At 73.0% G+C, this 16,604-nt stretch carries 16 protein-coding genes and 5 tRNA genes; 13 read left to right on the forward strand and 8 right to left on the reverse strand.

Features of this window, described 5'->3' with window-relative positions; all coding sequences use genetic code 11:
• Positions 1 to 56: 56 nt before the first annotated feature.
• The 4 genes from IHE55_RS21425 to IHE55_RS21440 all read right to left on the reverse strand — a co-directional run bounded on the left by IHE55_RS21425 (position 57) and on the right by IHE55_RS21440 (position 5,494).
• Positions 57 to 638 carry a GTP-binding protein gene (locus IHE55_RS21425; protein ID WP_197990505.1) on the reverse strand — a complete coding sequence of 194 codons (582 nt, stop codon included), beginning with the start codon at positions 636 to 638 and terminating at the stop codon, positions 57 to 59.
• Positions 619 to 1,032, reverse strand: coding sequence for a DUF742 domain-containing protein (locus IHE55_RS21430; protein ID WP_197990506.1), 414 nt, complete (start codon positions 1,030 to 1,032; stop codon positions 619 to 621). The genes IHE55_RS21425 and IHE55_RS21430 overlap by 20 nt, the downstream gene beginning before the upstream one ends.
• 106 nt (positions 1,033 to 1,138) lie before the next feature.
• Positions 1,139 to 1,552 carry a roadblock/LC7 domain-containing protein gene (locus IHE55_RS21435; RefSeq protein ID WP_197992152.1) on the reverse strand — a complete coding sequence of 138 codons (414 nt, stop codon included), beginning with the start codon at positions 1,550 to 1,552 and terminating at the stop codon, positions 1,139 to 1,141.
• Between the two features lie 9 nt (positions 1,553 to 1,561).
• A complete protein-coding gene (locus IHE55_RS21440) occupies positions 1,562 to 5,494 on the reverse strand; it encodes a sensor histidine kinase (protein WP_372442708.1) in 3,933 nt (1,310 codons plus the stop codon).
• 591 nt (positions 5,495 to 6,085) lie between these two features.
• On the opposite strand from IHE55_RS21440, the gene IHE55_RS21445 reads away from it, so the two are divergent.
• The 8 genes from IHE55_RS21445 (at position 6,086) to IHE55_RS21480 (ending at position 9,637) form a co-directional block, all read left to right on the forward strand.
• Positions 6,086 to 6,259, forward strand: coding sequence for a hypothetical protein (locus IHE55_RS21445; protein WP_197990508.1), 174 nt, complete (start codon positions 6,086 to 6,088; stop codon positions 6,257 to 6,259).
• Positions 6,260 to 6,371: 112 nt separating this feature from the next.
• Positions 6,372 to 7,154: a fumarylacetoacetate hydrolase family protein gene (locus tag IHE55_RS21450; protein WP_197990509.1), complete on the forward strand. Its 783-nt coding sequence runs from the start codon at positions 6,372 to 6,374 to the stop codon at positions 7,152 to 7,154.
• Entirely contained in the window at positions 7,147 to 8,631 is a 1,485-nt protein-coding gene (gene gltX / locus IHE55_RS21455; protein ID WP_197990510.1) for a glutamate--tRNA ligase, read from the forward strand. The genes IHE55_RS21450 and gltX overlap by 8 nt, the downstream gene beginning before the upstream one ends.
• Positions 8,632 to 9,108: 477 nt before the next feature.
• Positions 9,109 to 9,180 (forward strand) — tRNA-Gln (locus tag IHE55_RS21460).
• A gap of 43 nt (positions 9,181 to 9,223) precedes the next feature.
• Positions 9,224 to 9,296 (forward strand) — tRNA-Glu (locus IHE55_RS21465).
• 86 nt (positions 9,297 to 9,382) lie between these two features.
• A tRNA-Glu gene (locus IHE55_RS21470) sits at positions 9,383 to 9,455 on the forward strand.
• Between the two features lie 16 nt (positions 9,456 to 9,471).
• Positions 9,472 to 9,543 (forward strand) — tRNA-Gln (locus tag IHE55_RS21475).
• Positions 9,544 to 9,564: 21 nt separating this feature from the next.
• Positions 9,565 to 9,637: transfer RNA gene (locus IHE55_RS21480), tRNA-Glu, on the forward strand.
• A 153-nt stretch (positions 9,638 to 9,790) separates the two neighbouring features.
• Here IHE55_RS21480 and IHE55_RS21485 read toward each other — a convergent pair.
• On the reverse strand, positions 9,791 to 10,435 hold the full coding sequence (locus tag IHE55_RS21485) for a MerR family transcriptional regulator (RefSeq protein ID WP_197990511.1): 645 nt from the start codon (positions 10,433 to 10,435) through the stop codon (positions 9,791 to 9,793).
• 115 nt (positions 10,436 to 10,550) lie between these two features.
• Between IHE55_RS21485 and IHE55_RS21490 the strand changes: the two genes are divergently transcribed.
• Complete coding sequence (locus tag IHE55_RS21490) at positions 10,551 to 11,036, forward strand: DUF4188 domain-containing protein (RefSeq protein WP_197990512.1); 486 nt, start codon at positions 10,551 to 10,553, stop codon at positions 11,034 to 11,036.
• 6 nt (positions 11,037 to 11,042) lie between these two features.
• On the opposite strand, the gene ndgR is transcribed toward IHE55_RS21490, so the two are convergent.
• Positions 11,043 to 11,759 (reverse strand): IclR family transcriptional regulator NdgR, encoded by a 717-nt coding sequence (gene ndgR, locus IHE55_RS21495; protein ID WP_197990513.1) that lies wholly within the window; start codon positions 11,757 to 11,759, stop codon positions 11,043 to 11,045.
• 142 nt (positions 11,760 to 11,901) lie between these two features.
• On the opposite strand from ndgR, the gene leuC reads away from it, so the two are divergent.
• The 4 genes from leuC to IHE55_RS21515 all read left to right on the forward strand — a co-directional run bounded on the left by leuC (position 11,902) and on the right by IHE55_RS21515 (position 15,114).
• On the forward strand, positions 11,902 to 13,335 hold the full coding sequence (gene leuC / locus IHE55_RS21500; protein WP_197990514.1) for a 3-isopropylmalate dehydratase large subunit: 1,434 nt from the start codon (positions 11,902 to 11,904) through the stop codon (positions 13,333 to 13,335).
• Positions 13,336 to 13,343: 8 nt separating this feature from the next.
• Positions 13,344 to 13,937 carry a 3-isopropylmalate dehydratase small subunit gene (gene leuD, locus IHE55_RS21505; RefSeq protein WP_197990515.1) on the forward strand — a complete coding sequence of 198 codons (594 nt, stop codon included), beginning with the start codon at positions 13,344 to 13,346 and terminating at the stop codon, positions 13,935 to 13,937.
• A gap of 125 nt (positions 13,938 to 14,062) precedes the next feature.
• Positions 14,063 to 14,308: an SCO5555 family protein gene (locus IHE55_RS21510; RefSeq protein WP_197990516.1), complete on the forward strand. Its 246-nt coding sequence runs from the start codon at positions 14,063 to 14,065 to the stop codon at positions 14,306 to 14,308.
• Between the two features lie 125 nt (positions 14,309 to 14,433).
• Entirely contained in the window at positions 14,434 to 15,114 is a 681-nt protein-coding gene (locus IHE55_RS21515; RefSeq protein ID WP_197990517.1) for an HU family DNA-binding protein, read from the forward strand.
• Positions 15,115 to 15,258: 144 nt separating this feature from the next.
• Here the strand turns inward: IHE55_RS21515 and IHE55_RS21520 are convergent, their stop codons facing one another.
• On the reverse strand, positions 15,259 to 15,462 hold the full coding sequence (locus IHE55_RS21520; RefSeq protein WP_197990518.1) for a hypothetical protein: 204 nt from the start codon (positions 15,460 to 15,462) through the stop codon (positions 15,259 to 15,261).
• Positions 15,463 to 15,806: 344 nt separating this feature from the next.
• Positions 15,807 to 16,475 (reverse strand): 2-phospho-L-lactate guanylyltransferase, encoded by a 669-nt coding sequence (gene cofC, locus IHE55_RS21525; protein WP_197990519.1) that lies wholly within the window; start codon positions 16,473 to 16,475, stop codon positions 15,807 to 15,809.
• Positions 16,476 to 16,604 lie beyond the last annotated feature (129 nt).

The raw sequence follows: 16,604 nt of genomic DNA on the forward strand, positions 1-16,604 counted from the left end.
GCCGTGTCACACGACACAGCCCGCCCGGGGGCCCGGCGCGAAGGGCCGCCGTCCGGCTACTTCAGCCGCGCCATCAGGGCGTGTTCGACGAGGGTGATGAGCGCGCTCTTCGCCTCGCTGCGGTGGCGCGCGTCGGTGGTGATGATGGGCGTGTCCGGGCCGATCTGGAGGGCTTCGCGGACCTCTTCGGGGGTGTACGGCTGGTGGCCGTCGAAGCCGTTGAGGGCGATGACGAACGGCAGGCCGCTGTTCTCGAAGTAGTCCACGGCGGGGAAGCAGTCGGCCAGCCGGCGGGTGTCGACCAGCACCACGGCGCCGATCGCGCCGCGTACCAGGTCGTCCCACATGAACCAGAAGCGGTCCTGGCCCGGGGTGCCGAACAGGTACAGGATCAGATCGTCGTCGAGCGTGATGCGGCCGAAGTCCATCGCCACCGTGGTGGTGGTCTTGTCCTGCACGTGGCTCAGGTCGTCGATGCCGGCCGAGGCCGAGGTCATCACGGCCTCGGTGCGCAGCGGGTTGATCTCCGAGACCGCGCCGACGAACGTGGTCTTGCCCACGCCGAAGCCGCCCGCCACCACGATCTTGGCCGAGGTGGTGGAGCGGGCCGTCGCCCCGCTAGAGCTTGCGAAGTCCACTGAGCACCCTTTCCAGCAGTGTCACGTCCGGCGTTCCACCCGCTTCCGCGCTGCCACCCGGCTGATGGATGGCCACCATCCCGGCCTCCGCGAGGTCGGCCACGAGGATGCGCGCCACGCCGAGCGGGATGTTCAGCAGCGCCGAGACCTCGGCGACCGACTTGACCTCCCGGCACAGGTGGCAGATCCGCTGGTGCTCGGGGAGCAGCCCCTGCAGGTGGGCGGGGTCGGCCGTGGTGCTGACCAGCGCCTCGATGGCGAGCTGGTAGCGCGGCCGGGTCCGGCCACCGGTCATGGCGTACGGACGGACCAGGGGCTGGTCGCCTTCGCCCCCGTACGGCGCGTGGTGATGATGGCCGCCGTACGGGCCGGGCGAGGCGGATGGCGGGGTCATGAATCCTCCGGTCGGGACAGCAAGGTGACGGTGGGTGCCGTCGGTCGGTGCCGGTGGGGGGCGCCCGGCCTGCGGGCCGGGCGGGACGGACGGGTCAGGGGGGCGGTCAGTTCAGCAGACTGCCCTGGAGCTCGGCGCGCAGGTCGGGGGTGAGGACGTTGCCCGCGCGGTCCACGAGCAGCGCCATCTCGTAGCCGACCAGGCCGATGTCGCACTCCGGGTGGGCCAGGACGGCCAGCGAGGACCCGTCGGAGATGGACATGATGAAGAGGAAGCCGCGCTCCATCTCCACCACGGTCTGGTTGACCGAGCCGCCCTCGAAGATGCGGGAGGCCCCGGCGGTCAGCGAGGTCAGACCGGAGGCGACGGCCGCCAGCTGGTCCGCGCGGTCGCGGGGGAAACCTTCGGACATCGCGAGGAGAAGTCCGTCCGCGGAGACCACCACCGTGTGCGACACCCCGGGGGTGTTGTCCACGAAATTGGTGATCAACCAGTTCAGATTCTGCGCCGCCTGGCTCATCGGGCTCAACTAACGCTCCTGCTGGTAAGTCGGGCCGAGGCCGCGATCTCGGTTGCCGTCCGGACCGGATCCGGCCTGTCGGCCCTGCTGGATACCCCGTCGCAGGTTGGTCAGCCGGCCGCGCACGTCATCGGGTGCACGCGACACCTGCGGACCGGCCTGCTGGGGCTGCTGTTGGGCGGTGCCCTCCACGAGGTTGGCGCGGGGGATACGGCGCGGCAGACCGGATGCCGTGACTCCGCCGGCGGCCGGTACCCGCACCTGTTCGGCGCGGCGCCACCGCTCGTCGTTGGGGGAGGACCCCCACTCCGGCGCCGTGTCCCGGCCGGCCCGCTCCGGGGCGGACGGGCCCGGCTCACGGCGCGGCGACCCGGTGGCCGGGGCGTCCGCGTGCTCCGGGACCGCGATCCCGCGGCCGTCGGTGCCGCCGCGGAACCAGTTGGACTCGATGGTGTCGAAGATCGGCGTCCGGTCGTCGCCGGGGCCGGGCGCGGGCAGCGCCTCCAGCTTCCCGGTGAGGGCGTCGGCCGGGTCGGACTCCGGCACGGCGAACCGTCCGGTGTCCTGCGGCGCGTGACCGGCTCCGGCCTGCGGGAACTGCCCGGTGTCGCCGGGACCCTGACCGGGCTGGACCTGCGGGAACTGTCCCCTGTCGCCCGGGCCCTGGCCCGGCCGGAACTGCGGGAACTGTCCGGTGTCGCCGGGGCCGAGGTCGGGACGGGCGTACTGCCCGGTGTCACCGGGTCCCCGGCCCGGCTCGGGGAGCGGCGAGGTGCCGGTCTCCTCCGGCCGGAACCGCGGGAACTGCCCGGTGTCGCCCGGGCCGCCCTGGGGGGCTCCGCCGAGCTGCGGGAACTGTCCGGTGTCACCCGGACCCTGGCCGGGCCGGACCTGCGGGAACTGCCCGGTGTCGCCGGGGCCGCCCTGCGGGGCTCCGCCGAGCTGCGGGAACTGTCCGGTGTCACCCGCGCCCTGGCCGGGCCGGACCTGCGGGAACTGTCCCGTGTCGCCCGGGCCCTGGCCCGGCCGGAACTGCGGGAACTGTCCGGTGTCGCCGGGGCCGAGGTCGGGACGGGCGTACTGCCCGGTGTCGCCCGGGCCCCGGCCCGGCTCCACCTGCGGGAACTGCCCGGTGTCGCCGGGACCCTGCTGCGGGGCGGCGCCGAGCTGCGGGATGCGGCCCGTGTCGGCCGGACCGCGGCCGGCGTCGCGCGCCGGACGGCTGAACAGCGAACCCGGGGCCTCGGCCTCGTCGTGACCGCGCGGGGCGTCCACCGTGTCGCGGGGCCCGGTGGGCCAGTCGTCGTTCTCGCCGGCCGCCGCACGGCGGGCGCCCCAGCTGGTGCCGGGCTGCTGCGGCGAGGGGAGCTCCGGCGCGGGGCCGCGCTGCGGCAGGCCGGTACGGGTCTCGCCGGCGTCGCCGGCGGCGCGCTGCGGCACACCGGTCGGCGGAGCGACGGTGGGGCCGTCGCCGCTGCCGCGGACCGGCAGCGCCGGACGGCCGCCGGCCGCCGGGGCCTTCGGCTCCGCGGTGGGGCGGCCCGCGTCGAACAGGCTGCCGCCGGACGCGCCGCCGCGGGCCGCGCCGGGCGCACCGGCGCCCGCACCGGGCCGGCCGGGTAGACCGCCGGTGCCGGGGAGCGCCGGCCGGGCTCCGGAGCCCGGGACCTGCCGCCGGGGCGGTGCCCCGGCCGGTCCGCCGCCCGGGCCGCTCCGGCCGGGGGCCGGCGTACCCGCGCCGGGCTTGCCGGAACCGGTGGTGCTGCCCGGGCCGGGCTTCTTGTTGCCCTGCGCGACGTCCACCGGGAGCATGACCAGCGCGGTGGTGCCGCCGGAGTCGGAGGGGCGCAGCTGGATGCGGATGCCGTGCCGCAGCGACAGCCGGCCGACCACGAACAGGCCCATCCGCCGGGACACCGAGACGTCCACGGTGGGCGGGCTGGCCAGCCGCTCGTTGATCGCGGCCAGGTCCTCCGGCGACAGGCCGATACCGGTGTCGTGGATCTCCACCAGCACCCGGCCGTCCGGCAGCGCGTGGCCGGTGACCTTGACCTTGGTCTGCGGCGAGGAGAAGGAGGTGGCGTTCTCCAGCAGCTCGGCCAGGAGGTGGACCAGGTCGTTGACGACCCGGCCGGCGACCTCGGTGGCCGGCACGGAGCTCAGCTCGATGCGCTCGTACTGCTCCACCTCGGAGGCCGCGGCGCGCAGCACGTCCACCAGCGGGACCGGGCGGGTCCACCGGCGGCCCGGCTCCTCGCCCGCGAGGACCAGGAGGTTCTCACCGTTCCGGCGCATACGGGTGGCGAGGTGGTCGAGCTTGAACAGCGAGGACAGCTGGTCGGGGTCGGCCTCGCGCGACTCCAGCTCGGAGATGAGCGACAGCTGGCGCTGGATGAGGCCCTGGCTGCGGCGCGAGAGGTTGGTGAACATCGCGTTGACGTTGCCCCGCAGCAGCGCCTGCTCGGCGGCGAGGCGGACCGCCTCGCGGTGCACGTCGTCGAAGGCCGCGGCCACCTTGCCGATCTCGTCCCGGCTGTGCACACCGACCGACTCCACGGAGGTGTCCACGTCCTGCGGGTCCGACTCCGACAGCTGCTTGACCAGCTCCGGCAGCCGCTTCTGGGCGACGTCCTGGGCGGTGTCCTGCAGACGCCGCAGCGAACGGACCATGGACCGGGCCACCACGAAGGCGCCGACCAGCGAGACGCCGAGCACCAGCAGGATCAGCGCACCGTTGAGGATGGCGTCCTGCTCGGCCTCGTCCCGCAGCTCGCGGGCCTTCTGCTCCATCTCGCTCAGCAGCGTCTGCTCGATCTTGGACATCGCCTCGATCTTGACGGTGTCCTGGTCGTACCAGTCGAGCGAGGAGCGCTCCTCGGCGGTCAGACCGCGGTCGCCGCTGTCCCGCATGACCCGCTGCGCGTACTTGTCGGCCGCGGTGATGTCGGGCAGGTCCAGCGGCTCCAGCAGGTCCGAGGAGCCGTCGCCGTGGAACTGCGCGAACCGGGTGAGGGCGTCGCCCTCCTTCTCCAGCGCGGAGGTGCCGTACCGCTTGTCGTTGGCGGACAGGTGCGGACCGTCGGGGTTGGCCAGCGCGGCGCTGATCATCGCCCGCTGGATCGAGGCGTACTCCTTGGCGGCCGAGAAGGTGGCCAGCGCACGGGTCTGGGTGATCATGTCCCGGTTGCTGGTGGCCTGCGCCATGTCCTGGGAGAGCGCCAGCAGCGAGGTGATCATCTCGTTGTAGCTGAGGACCGTCTGCGAGATGTACTCGGGGTTGTTGTACGCCTCGTCGCGGACGCTGCGGATCTTCTGCAGCTGCTGGCTGATGTCCACCAGGGTGGCCTGCACGCCGACCAGCGCGTCGTCCTTGGGGTCCAGCTCGTCGGCGGCCTTGGTGAACGCCTCGATGGCCCGGGTGGTGTTCTCCCGGGTGGCGATCACGCGGTCGTTCTTCTCGTTGCCGTCACCGGCCAGCGGCCCGGCGGACTTGTCCCGCTCCTCCTGGAGCGCGTCGGCCAGCTGCGTGGCCTGCTGGGTCATCTCGGTGAGCAGCTTCATGTGGTCCAGCTGCTCGATGTTGTCCAGCGAGCTCTGCATCCGCAGGGCGCCGAGGGAGGTGGCGGCGGCCACCGGGAGCACCAGCAGGGAGATCAGCCGGGTGCTGATGCGCCAGTTGCGCAGGGCCAGACGGGAGCCGGGGCCGACGGGGACCCTGGGCTGCGGCCGCTCGGTGCTCCCGCCCTCGGCGCCGGGCGCGGGCTGCGCGGCGGCCGGGGCCGTCTCCGCGCCGCCGACCGCCGGCGTCCGACCGGTGCCCTGGGCGCGCTGGGGTGAGGAGCCGCGGTCGGTCCCACGCGGCTCCGGGTCCGCCGAAGCATCCCCTCGGCCCTGCTGGGCCTGGGGAGACCCCACGCCATCCCTCTTGAAACGTCCCTGCACTAGCGTCGCAACCTCTGGACCAGGCGTTCCGCCGCAGTTCCGGCGGAACGGTGTCGTCGATGGGGACCGCGGCCCCCCGTAGCGGTCGTGAGTTGAACCGGCGCGCACACCTTTCGGTCGGGAAGACCGAGGGCCACCGCCGCACGGCGTCTCGCTCTTCCTGTTCCTCCCCCTGCGCGCCGGGCCGAGTCTCGCGGCGGTCCGTGGAATTCCAGCACAGGCCCGGATGCTCCAACAAGGGCGAAGGGGAAGCGGCCGACCGGAGTGACCGTCAGTGCGGGCGGCATTACGGGACGTAGAAAGTCGTGTCGGTGATAACGGACTTTTCACTGCGAACCGACTGGGTGCTCCGGGTGTCCCGCTAGTCATGATCGAGAGCGGAACGTCAGGTTCGGTGGTGCAATGTCCGTTTACGTTGCCCGTATTCCCTGTCCCATTTGCCGCATTCGCAGGCAGATTCGTGAGCAAACTCACATGTCGCTCGGGAGTTGTCGCTCCGAATGGCGGGCATAGGCGCGTCTAGCCTGGCGCTTTACACGGACGGCCCGGACGACAAGCGTCCGGCCGACACACCAGCAGGGATCCAGCCACGTGAAGACGACGCCCGTCCGCACCATAGCCAACCCCCGGCGCACCACCCTGGCGCACCTGGAGGACGCCTCCGGGCTGCACGCCGTGCCCCGGCAGGCCGAGCCGGCCGCCGCCCTGCCGGCCCGCACCGCCAACCCCCGGCGCACCACCCTGATGAAGGCCCCCCAGGCCTGACGCCGCACCCCGCCGCCGGCGGCCGCCCGGGTGGCGCTGCGGGCGGCCCGGCGGTGAGGCGATAGCCTGGAGCGTCAGTCTCCGGCCAGCATCACCGAAGGGCGCGGCTCCCGTGCGCATCGCCAGGTTCTCCCTCGACGGCAACGTCGCCTACGGAATCGTGGAAGGGGATGCCTCCACCGAGGGAGGCCCCGTTCTCGACGTCATCAAGGGCATCCCCTACGGCGACTTCGAGCGCTCGGGCACCAGGATTCCGCTGAGTCAGGTGCGGCTGCTGCCGCCCACCCTGCCCAACAAGATCGTCGGGATCGGGCGGAACTACGCCGAGCACGCCGCCGAGCTGGGCCACGACGTCCCCGACATCCCCGTCGCCTTCTTCAAGCCGTCCACCTCGGTGATCGGCCCCGGCGACCCCGTCGTCCTTCCCGCCTTCTCCGAGGAGGTGCACCACGAGGCCGAGCTGGCCGTGGTGATCGGCCGGATGTGCCGGGAGGTCCCCCGGGAGCGGGTCAAGGACGTGATCCTCGGCTACACCTGCGCCAACGACGTCACCGCACGCGACGTGCAGCGGCGTGAGAAGCAGTGGGCGCGGGCCAAGGGCTTCGACACCTCCTGCCCGCTGGGCCCCTGGGTGGAGACCGACCTCGACCCCAGTGACCTGGGGATCATGTGCACCGTCAACGGCGAGCAACGCCAGCTGGGGCGCACCGGCGAGATGGTGCGCTCCATCGAGGACCTGATCGTGCACATCACCGAGGCGATGACGCTGCTCCCCGGCGACGTCGTCCTCACCGGCACCCCGGCGGGCGTCGGACCCCTGGCCGTCGGCGACGAGGTCGCCGTCACCATCGAAGGCATCGGCACTCTCACCAACAAGGTGATCAAGCGTGGATAGCGCAACCCCCGCCCCTGTACGCGTACGTTTCTGCCCCTCGCCGACCGGCAACCCCCACGTGGGTCTGGTCCGCACGGCCCTGTTCAACTGGGCCTTCGCCCGCCACCACGGCGGCACCCTGGTGTTCCGGATCGAGGACACCGACGCCGCCCGCGACTCCGAGGAGTCCTACCGGCAGCTGCTGGAGGCGATGCGCTGGCTGGGCTTCGACTGGGACGAGGGCCCGGAGGTCGGCGGCCCGCACGAGCCCTACCGCCAGTCGCAGCGGATGGACATCTACGCGGACGTGGCGCGCCGGCTGCGCGAGGCCGGCCACGCCTACGAGTGCTTCTGCACCACCGAGGAGCTGGACGCCCGGCGCGAGGCCGCCCGCGCGGCCGGCAAGCCGTCCGGCTACGACGGCACCTGCCGCGAGCTGACCGCGGAGCAGGCCGCCGCCTACCGCGCCGAGGGCCGCGAGCCCATCATCCGCTTCCGGATGCCGGACGAGCCGATCACCTTCACCGACCTGGTCCGCGGCGAGCTGACCTTCGCCCCGGAGAACGTGCCGGACTACGGCATCGTCCGGGCCAACGGCGCCCCGCTGTACACGCTGGTCAACCCGGTGGACGACGCGCTGATGGAGATCACCCACGTGCTCCGCGGCGAGGACCTGCTCTCCTCCACCCCCCGGCAGATCGCGCTGTACAGGGCGCTCGCCGAGATCGGCGTCGGCAACGGCTCCACCCCGCTCTTCGGCCACCTGCCGTACGTGATGGGGGAGGGGAACAAGAAGCTCTCCAAGCGGGACCCGCAGTCCTCGCTCAACCTCTACCGGGAGCGCGGCTTCCTCCCCGAGGGGCTGCTCAACTACCTGTCGCTGCTCGGCTGGTCGTTCTCTGCCGACCAGGACGTCTTCTCCGTCGAGGAGATGGTGGCGGCCTTCGACATCGCGGAGGTCAACGCCAACCCGGCGCGCTTCGACCTGAAGAAGGCCGAGGCGATCAACGCCGACCACATCCGCCGGCTGGACGTGAAGGACTTCATCGCGGCCTGCGAGCCGTGGCTGCGGGCCCCGCACGCCACCTGGGCGCCCGAGGACTTCGACCGGGCGGCCTTCGAGGCCATCGCCCCGCACGCGCAGACCCGGCTGACCGTGCTCTCCGACATCACCCCCAACGTGGACTTCCTCTTCCTGCCGGAGCCGGTGGCCGACGAGGCGTCCTGGGCCAAGGCGATGAAGGAGGGCTCGGACGCGCTGCTGACCACCGCCCGGGAGAAGCTGGCCGCCGCCGACTGGAACGCCGAGGCGCTCAAGGCCGCGGTGCTGGCCGCCGGTGAGCAGCACGGCCTCAAGCTCGGCAAGGCCCAGGCCCCGGTCCGGGTCGCGGTCACCGGCCGCACCGTCGGCCTGCCGCTCTTCGAGTCCCTGGAGGTGCTGGGCCGCGAGCGCACCCTGGCCCGCGTCGACGCCGCCCTGGCGAAGCTCGCCGGGTAACCCCACCGCCGTACCGCCCGTGGGGCGGCAGCCGCACCCCGGCTGCCGCCCCACGGCGCGTTCCCGGGCCGCGGCGGGCCGGGGCAGGGCCCGCCCCGGCCCGCCGCCACCCCGAACCCGCCGACGGTCCCCGCGGGCGCGGCCGTACGCCGCGCACCGGCCGCGCCCCCGCCGTCTGCGGCCCGCGCCGGCCCCGCGGTGGCCCGTCCTGCCCCGTGGGGGCGCCCGGAGGCCGGGCGGGCGCTCCCGGCCGCCCCCGAGCGACGTCCCGGCGGCCGCGGGCGCCCTTGCGCCCGTCGAGGACCGTCCCGGCGCCCGGGCCGGGGGCTCCGCGCGGCCGGTCCGGGGCGCGCGGCGATACCCGTTTTGGTGGGCCGTCCGGCATCAGGTAATGTTCTTCCTGCGCCGCCCGGGCGGGCCGAAAGGCCGAAACGGGAAGCGCACCCGAACAAAACCCCCCAGGGGGTTGCGTTTTGGTGGGGTATGGTGTAATTGGCAGCACGAGTGATTCTGGTTCACTTAGTCTAGGTTCGAGTCCTGGTACCCCAGCAGAAGGTCTTCATCGCAAGTCTTCTGTCCTCAGCAGGACCAAGCCCCCGTTGTGTAGCGGCCTAGCACGCTGCCCTCTCAAGGCAGTAGCGCCGGTTCGAATCCGGTCGGGGGTACAGATCCATCCCGCACGATCATCTGGGTAGCTCCCGGTGGCCGCGCGGTGACACCATCCGGCTGGCGCCGGATGTGGATCGCTAGGGCCCCCGTTGTGTAGCGGCCTAGCACGCCGCCCTCTCAAGGCGGTAGCGCCGGTTCGAATCCGGTCGGGGGTACTGGTCTATACCACCATGGGCTATGGTGTAATTGGCAGCACGAGTGATTCTGGTTCATTTAGTCTAGGTTCGAGTCCTGGTAGCCCAGCTGGATCTGAGACAGATCCTCGCCCCCGTTGTGTAGCGGCCTAGCACGCCGCCCTCTCAAGGCGGTAGCGCCGGTTCGAATCCGGTCGGGGGTACGCACGATACGAGGCCCTCCACTTCGGTGGAGGGCCTCCTTCGTTTCCCTGCTTCCTGCGCCCCGGAGAGTCGCCGCCGGCCGCCGCAGCCGTACCGCCGCGCCGGAGCCGTCACCGGCCGCAGGGGCCACCGCCGGGGCCGTCGCCGAGGGGTCACCGCCCGCCGAAGCGCCGGGTGGACTCCTCCGCCTGGGCCAGCCGCCGCAGGCTCTGCAGCACCGGCTCGTACAGCACCGTCAGGGCCACCGCGGCCTCGATCCGTTCCGCCGGTGTGGGGTACGCCTCCACCAGGTCCAGGTCGGCCCGGGCCAGCTCCGCGGCGAGCCCGGCCTGGAAGGCGAGATGGTCGCTGTCGTGCGGGTAGCCGAGGCGGGCCAGCGTGGCGACGGCGGCGACCAGCATCCCGTACGCCGGCGAGGCGGCGCCCGACTCCAGGCCGTGCTCCCACCCCAGGCGCTCCAGCAGCCCGTCCACCTGCAGCCGGGCCGCCGCCACGGCCGGGTCGTCCTCGTCCGGCTCCGGGCCGTGCGGCAGCGCCCAGACCGCCGCGCCCAGGCGGGTGTTCTGGTCCAGCGTCTCGTCGTCCGTGGCCGCCAGCACCTCCCGTGCGGTGGCCACCGGCATCCGTCCCACCTGGATCAGCGCCCGGACCAGCCGCAGCCGCCGCAGGTGGTCCTCGCCGTACTCGGACTGGGTCGCGGTGACCCGGGTGCCCGGGGGCAGCAGCCGTTCCCGCAGGTAGTACTTGATCGTCGCGGTGGGTACCCCGCTGCGTTCGCTCAGCTCCGCCAGTCGCATTCCTCTTGCGCCTTCCCTTGGACAGTGCCACTATCCAAGCATGGATAGTGACGCTATCCAATGCGCTCCGGGCGGCTCCGGAGCGCTCCTCCGGTATGGGCGAAGGGTGTGCGGCATGGGTGACACGGTGCACGAGGGACGGCTGACGGCGGCCGTGGAGGGAGAGGTGACCGTCTTCCTGATCGGCATGCGGATCAACAACTTCCGCGCGGTACGCAGCTGGTGGCCGGTGTTCCGGGCGATGCCGCGGATGCTGAAGGAGCTGTCCCAGGACCCGGACAGCGGGCTGCTCGGCTTCCAGACGCTGATCGGGTCGCCGCGGACGACGTGCGTGGTCCAGTACTGGGAGTCACCCGCCAAGCTCATGGCGTACGCCTCCGCCCCGGAGGGCGAGCACCGGCCGGCGTGGGCGGCGTTCAACCGCCGGCTGCGGGAGGGGAAGGGCAAGGTCGGGTTCTGGCACGAAACCTACGTGGTCCCGGCCGGCCACCACGAGTCGGTGTACATCAACATGCCCGGATACGGCCTGGGCCGGGCGGGCGGTGTGGTGCCGGTCGGCCGGCGCGGGGAGCGCGCGGCCGACCGGCTGCGGGCCGTCTGACCCCGCTCAGCCGTTGCGGCGCAGCGCCTCGGTGAGCCGGGACGCCGCGTCGATCACCGCCTGGGCGTGCATCCGGCCCGGGTGCCGGGTGAGCCGCTCGATGGGGCCGGACACCGAGACGGCGGCCACCACGCGGTTGGAGGGGCCGCGCACCGGCGCCGAGACCGACGCCACACCGGGCTCCCGCTCGCCGATCGACTGCGCCCAGCCGCGACGGCGCACGCCGGAGAGCGCGGTGGCGGTGAAGCGGGCGCCCTGCAGCCCGCGGTGGAGCCGCTCCGGCTCCTCCCAGGCCATCAGCACCTGGGCCGCCGAGCCCGCCTTCATCGGCAGCGTGGAGCCCACCGGGACGGTGTCCCGCAGTCCGGACAGCCGTTCCGCGGCGGCCACGCAGATGCGCATGTCGCCCTGGCGCCGGTAGAGCTGGGCGCTCTCCCCGGTCACGTCGCGCAGGTGGGTGAGGACCGGCCCGGCGGTGGCCAGCAGCCGGTCCTCGCCGGCCGCCGCCGCCAGCTCGGCGAGCCGGGGGCCGAGTATGAACCGGCCCTGCATGTCACGTGCCACCATGCGGTGGTGTTCGAGGGCCACCGCCAGCCGGTGGGCCGTGGGGCGGGCCAGCCCGGTCGCTCCGACCAGCCCGGCCAGGGTGGCCGGACCGGACTCCAGAGCGCTCAGAACGAGAGCCGCCTTGTCGAGAACGCCGACGCCACTAGAGTTGTCCATGCAACGATACTTGCGTCTCACAGTATGAAACGCAAGTTCAATCTCGCGAGGAACCCGCCACTGTAGGAGGTGCGGGCCCGCGGACCAGGGCGCGCAAACGGCACGAGTTGGGCCGGCGACGTTGCCGGCCGGAGGGAAAGCGATGGGACGGACACTGGCGGAGAAGGTCTGGGACGACCACGTCGTCCGGCGCGCCGAGGGCGAGCCCGACCTGCTCTTCATCGATCTGCACCTGCTGCACGAGGTGACCAGTCCGCAGGCCTTCGACGGCCTCCGCAAGGCCGGCCGGAGGGTCCGGCGCACCGATCTCACCATCGCGACCGAGGACCACAACACCCCCACCCTCGACATCGACAAGCCGATCGCGGACCCGGTGTCCCGGGCGCAGCTGGAGACGCTGCGCCGGAACTGCGCGGAGTTCGGGGTGCGGCTGCACCCGCTCGGCGACGTGGAGCAGGGCGTGGTCCACGTGGTGGGACCGCAGCTGGGACTGACCCAGCCCGGCACCACCGTGGTCTGCGGCGACAGCCACACCTCCACGCACGGCGCCTTCGGCGCGCTGGCGTTCGGCATCGGCACCAGCCAGGTCGAGCACGTGCTGGCCACCCAGACGCTGCCGCTGGCGCCGTTCAGAACCATGGCGATCACCGTCGAGGGCGAGCTGCCGGAGGGCGTCACCGCCAAGGACCTGATCCTGGCGATCATCGCCCGGATCGGCACCGGCGGCGGTCAGGGCTATGTGATCGAGTACCGCGGCTCCGCCATCGAGAAACTGTCGATGGAGGCGCGGATGACCGTGTGCAACATGTCCATCGAGGCGGGCGCCCGGGCCGGCATGATCGCCCCCGACGAGACCACCTTCGCGTACCTCAAGGACCGTCCGCACGCCCCCCGGGGCGCGGACTGGGACGCGGCCGTGGCGTACTGGCGCACCCTGCGCACCGACGACGACGCGGTCTTCGACCACGAGGTGGTCATCGACGCCGCCTCGCTCGCCCCGTTCGTCACCTGGGGCACCAACCCGGGCCAGGGCGCGCCGCTGTCGGCCTCGGTGCCCGACCCGGCCTCCTTCACCGACCCCAGCGAGCGGCTGGCGGCCGAGAAGGCCCTGGAGTACATGGGCCTGACGGCGGGTCAGCCGCTGCGCGACATCACCGTGGACACGGTGTTCGTCGGCTCCTGCACCAACGGCCGGATCGAGGACCTGCGCGCCGCGGCCGGGGTGCTCCGGGGCCGTACCGTCGCCGACGGGGTGCGGATGCTGGTGGTGCCCGGCTCGGTACGGGTCGCCCTGCAGGCCGTGGAGGAGGGGCTGGACCGGGTGTTCACCGCGGCCGGCGCCGAGTGGCGGCACGCGGGCTGCTCGATGTGCCTGGGCATGAACCCCGACCAGCTGGCGCCCGGTGAGCGCTCGGCGTCCACCTCCAACCGCAACTTCGAGGGCCGGCAGGGCAAGGGCGGCCGCACGCACCTGGTCTCCCCGCAGGTAGCCGCCGCCACCGCGGTCCTGGGCCACCTGGCCTCGCCCGCCGACCTGCCCGACCACACCCCCGTCCCCGCGCCCGCCGGAGTCTGAAGATCACCATGGAAGCTTTCACCACGCACACCGGCCGGGCCGTACCGCTGCGCCGCAGCAACGTGGACACCGACCAGATCATCCCCGCGCACTGGCTCAAGAAGGTCACCCGCGACGGTTTCGAGGACGGGCTCTTCGAGGCGTGGCGCAAGGACCCCGGCTTCGTGCTGAACCAGGAGGCGTACCGGGGTGCCACCGTACTGGTCGCCGGACCGGACTTCGGCACCGGCTCCTCGCGCGAGCACGCCGTCTGGGCGCTGCAGAACTACGGCTTCAAGGCCGTCATCTCCGCCCGCTTCGCCGACATCTTCCGCGGCAACTCCCTCAAGAACGGTCTGCTGACCGTGGTGCTGCCGCAGGAGACGGTGGACCGGCTCTGGGAGCTGATCGAGGCGGACCCCGCCACCGAGGTCACCGTGGACCTCGTCGACCGGCAGGTCCGCGCCGGCGACATCACGGCCGATTTTGTCCTTGACGAGAACGCTCGATGGCGCCTGCTGGAAGGGCTGGACGACATCAGTCTGACTCTCCGGGAGGAGGCCGCGATCGCCGCCTACGAGGCCCGGCGACCCTCCTACAAGCCCACCACCGTTGGGCTCTGACCCCCCCGGTTCCCCCTGCGTGGAGCCCGTTTGACACGATGCGTCGCCGGTCGTCGGACCGGCGGCGCATCGGCGTGTTGAGGCCCTGTGAGGCGACAACTCGCCGCAGATGGCACAATCACCGCATGGAACGCGACAGCCAACTCCAGCTCTACGCGGCCGTCGCGGCCCGTCTCAAGGAAGCGCACGCAAGGGTGCGCGCACTGCAAGTCCCGGAGGGCGTACGGATGGCGCTGTCCCGGAAGCTGCTGGTCATCACGGCAGCGGCGAAGCACGATCTGGCGGACGCGGCTCGGCGTCTGGACCGGTTGATGGACGACCTGGACGCGGGTCGGTTCCCGGAAGATCGCAGCGGCGACGGAAGTCCGTGACGGTCGAGTTCGTTGCGGCACAAGGGTGATTAGCCCGTTTCGTGTTTGATTTGCGGTATATATCTGCCTAACGTGCGAAAAAGCTTGAACACATTCGTTCCGGCGATGTCTCCGAAGGGGAAGACGTGAACAAGGCGCAGCTCGTGGAAGCGATTCAGGAGAAGCTCGGGGGGCGTCAGAACGCCGCCGACGCTGTCGATGCGGTGCTGGACGCGATCGTCCGTGCGGTCGTCGCCGGGGATCGAGTTTCGGTCACCGGGTTCGGCTCGTTCGAGAAGGTCGACCGGCCGGCCCGTTACGCCCGCAACCCGCAGACCGGCGAGCGGGTCCGGGTCAAGAAGACCTCGGTGCCCCGTTTCCGGGCCGGGCAGGGCTTCAAGGACCTGGTGAGCGGTTCCAAGAAGCTGCCCAAGGGCGGCGAGGTGTCGGTGAAGAAGGCGCCCAAGGGCAGCCTGCAGGCCGCGGCGAAGAAGGCCGCGGCGAAGAAGGCGACCGCCAAGAAGGCCGCCGCGAAGAAGACCACCACCCCCGCGACCGCGGCGAAGAAGGCGACGCCGGCGAAGAAGACCACGGCGGCGAAGAAGGCCACCACGCCCGCCACCACGGCGAAGAAGACCGCGCCGGCGAAGAAGGCGACCACCACCGCGGCGACGAAGAAGACCACCGCGAAGAAGACCACCGCCACCGCCAAGAAGACGACCACCGCGCCGGCCAAGAAGGCCACCGCCAAGAAGGCGCCCGCCAAGAAGACCACCGCGCGCAAGACCGCCACCGCCAAGAAGGCCACCACCGCCCGCAAGAAGTGACCGCGACGGGCCGTGTCCGCGCGGGGCCGGGCTCCGAACCGAGGAGCCCGGCCCGCGGCGTGTCCGGGGCCGGGCGGGCGGCCTCGGCCGCGTGCGAGGCCGCGGCCGGGTGCCGGGGCGGTTGCCGGGCCGGCGGGCCCCGTCTCAGAAGGTCTGCAGGGTGATGAACGTGACCCGGCGGTCGGCGCCCTCGCCGGCCACCTCGATCCGCACCCGCTGACCGGCGCGGAGCAGCCGCAGACCGCCCGCGTCGAACGCCGCCGCGTCGAAGGGGAGCGGCGTCCCGTCGTCCAGCAGCACACTGCCGCCGCGGGTCTCGGGGTCGTAGGTGTACGCGGTTGCCTGCATGGTGCGCAGCGTAGCGCCGCCGGAGCCGGCCCGCGCGGCCGGCGGGGGAGTGCGCACCGCGGCCGCCGGGAAGCCACCCGCCGCCGCGCCCGTGGCAGCCGTTCACCGAAGCCGTCCGCCGGAAGCCGCCCGTGGCAGCCGTTCCGCGGAGGGGCCGGCGGCAGAACCCCGCGCACGCCACCCGTGGCAGGCACCCGCCGGACCGCGCCGCCGGATCCCGGCCCCGGCCGACCGGCATCCCGTGAGGCACCGCACCAGCGCAGCGGCCGGGCACCCCGGCGACCCGCGAGCCACCGCACCACCGCGTCCCCGGGCCGGGCGCCCGCCCGTCACCCCGCCGGCGGTCAGCGGACCGGGCCGGGCACCTCCGCGGGGAGCGGGCAGCGCGCGGCGAGCAGCGCCGAGGTGTGCGGGCCCACGCCCAGCCGGAGCGCCGCCCGCAGGTCCTGCACGGTGTCCACGTCCTGCCGCACGCACTCCACCCCGGGCAGCTCCAGCTCCCGGGCGCCCGAGGCGCGGTGCCGGGCCCGCGAGGCACCGCCGAAGGCGGGGGCCAGTTCGGCGGCGGGACCGGCCGCCAGCAGCGTCGTGCCGATGCCGGCCGCGTCCGCCAGGAAGGCCCGGCCGGCCTCCGCGGCGGCGCCCAGCACCCGGCCCAGCTCAGCCGGGCGCAGCGCGGGCAGATCGGCCCCCAGCGCCGCCACCGCGGCGTCCGGCCGCCCCGCCCGCACCGCCCGGGCCCCGTGCGCCAGGGCGGCGTTCAGACCGTCCGCCGGCGGGCGGGGGACGTCCGGCAGGACGCGGGCGCCCAGCGCGGACAGCTCGCGCCCGGCGCGCGGGTCGTCCGTGACGACCACCACGCCGGCCACCGCGTGACACGCCAGCGCGGCGGCCACGGTGTCCTGGGCGAAGGCGAGCGCCAGGTCGGGACGCCAGCCCTCGGGCACGCCGCCGTCCAGCCTGCTCTTCGCCCGCGACAGGGGTTTGAGCGGAACCACCACGGTCCAGGTCACGGGCGCTCCAATTCTCCGCACCGGCACATTCTCGCCTGCCGACGCAGCCGTCCGGCACGCGCTCCGGTTACCGTGTCCTCGACACGGCGGCCACCTGGGCGACACTTGTGCGGCTGCGGGGGCTCCAGC

The sequence above is a fragment of the Streptomyces pactum genome, from assembly GCF_016031615.1.
In the GTDB taxonomy this organism is placed as follows: Bacteria; Actinomycetota; Actinomycetes; order Streptomycetales; family Streptomycetaceae; genus Streptomyces; species Streptomyces pactus.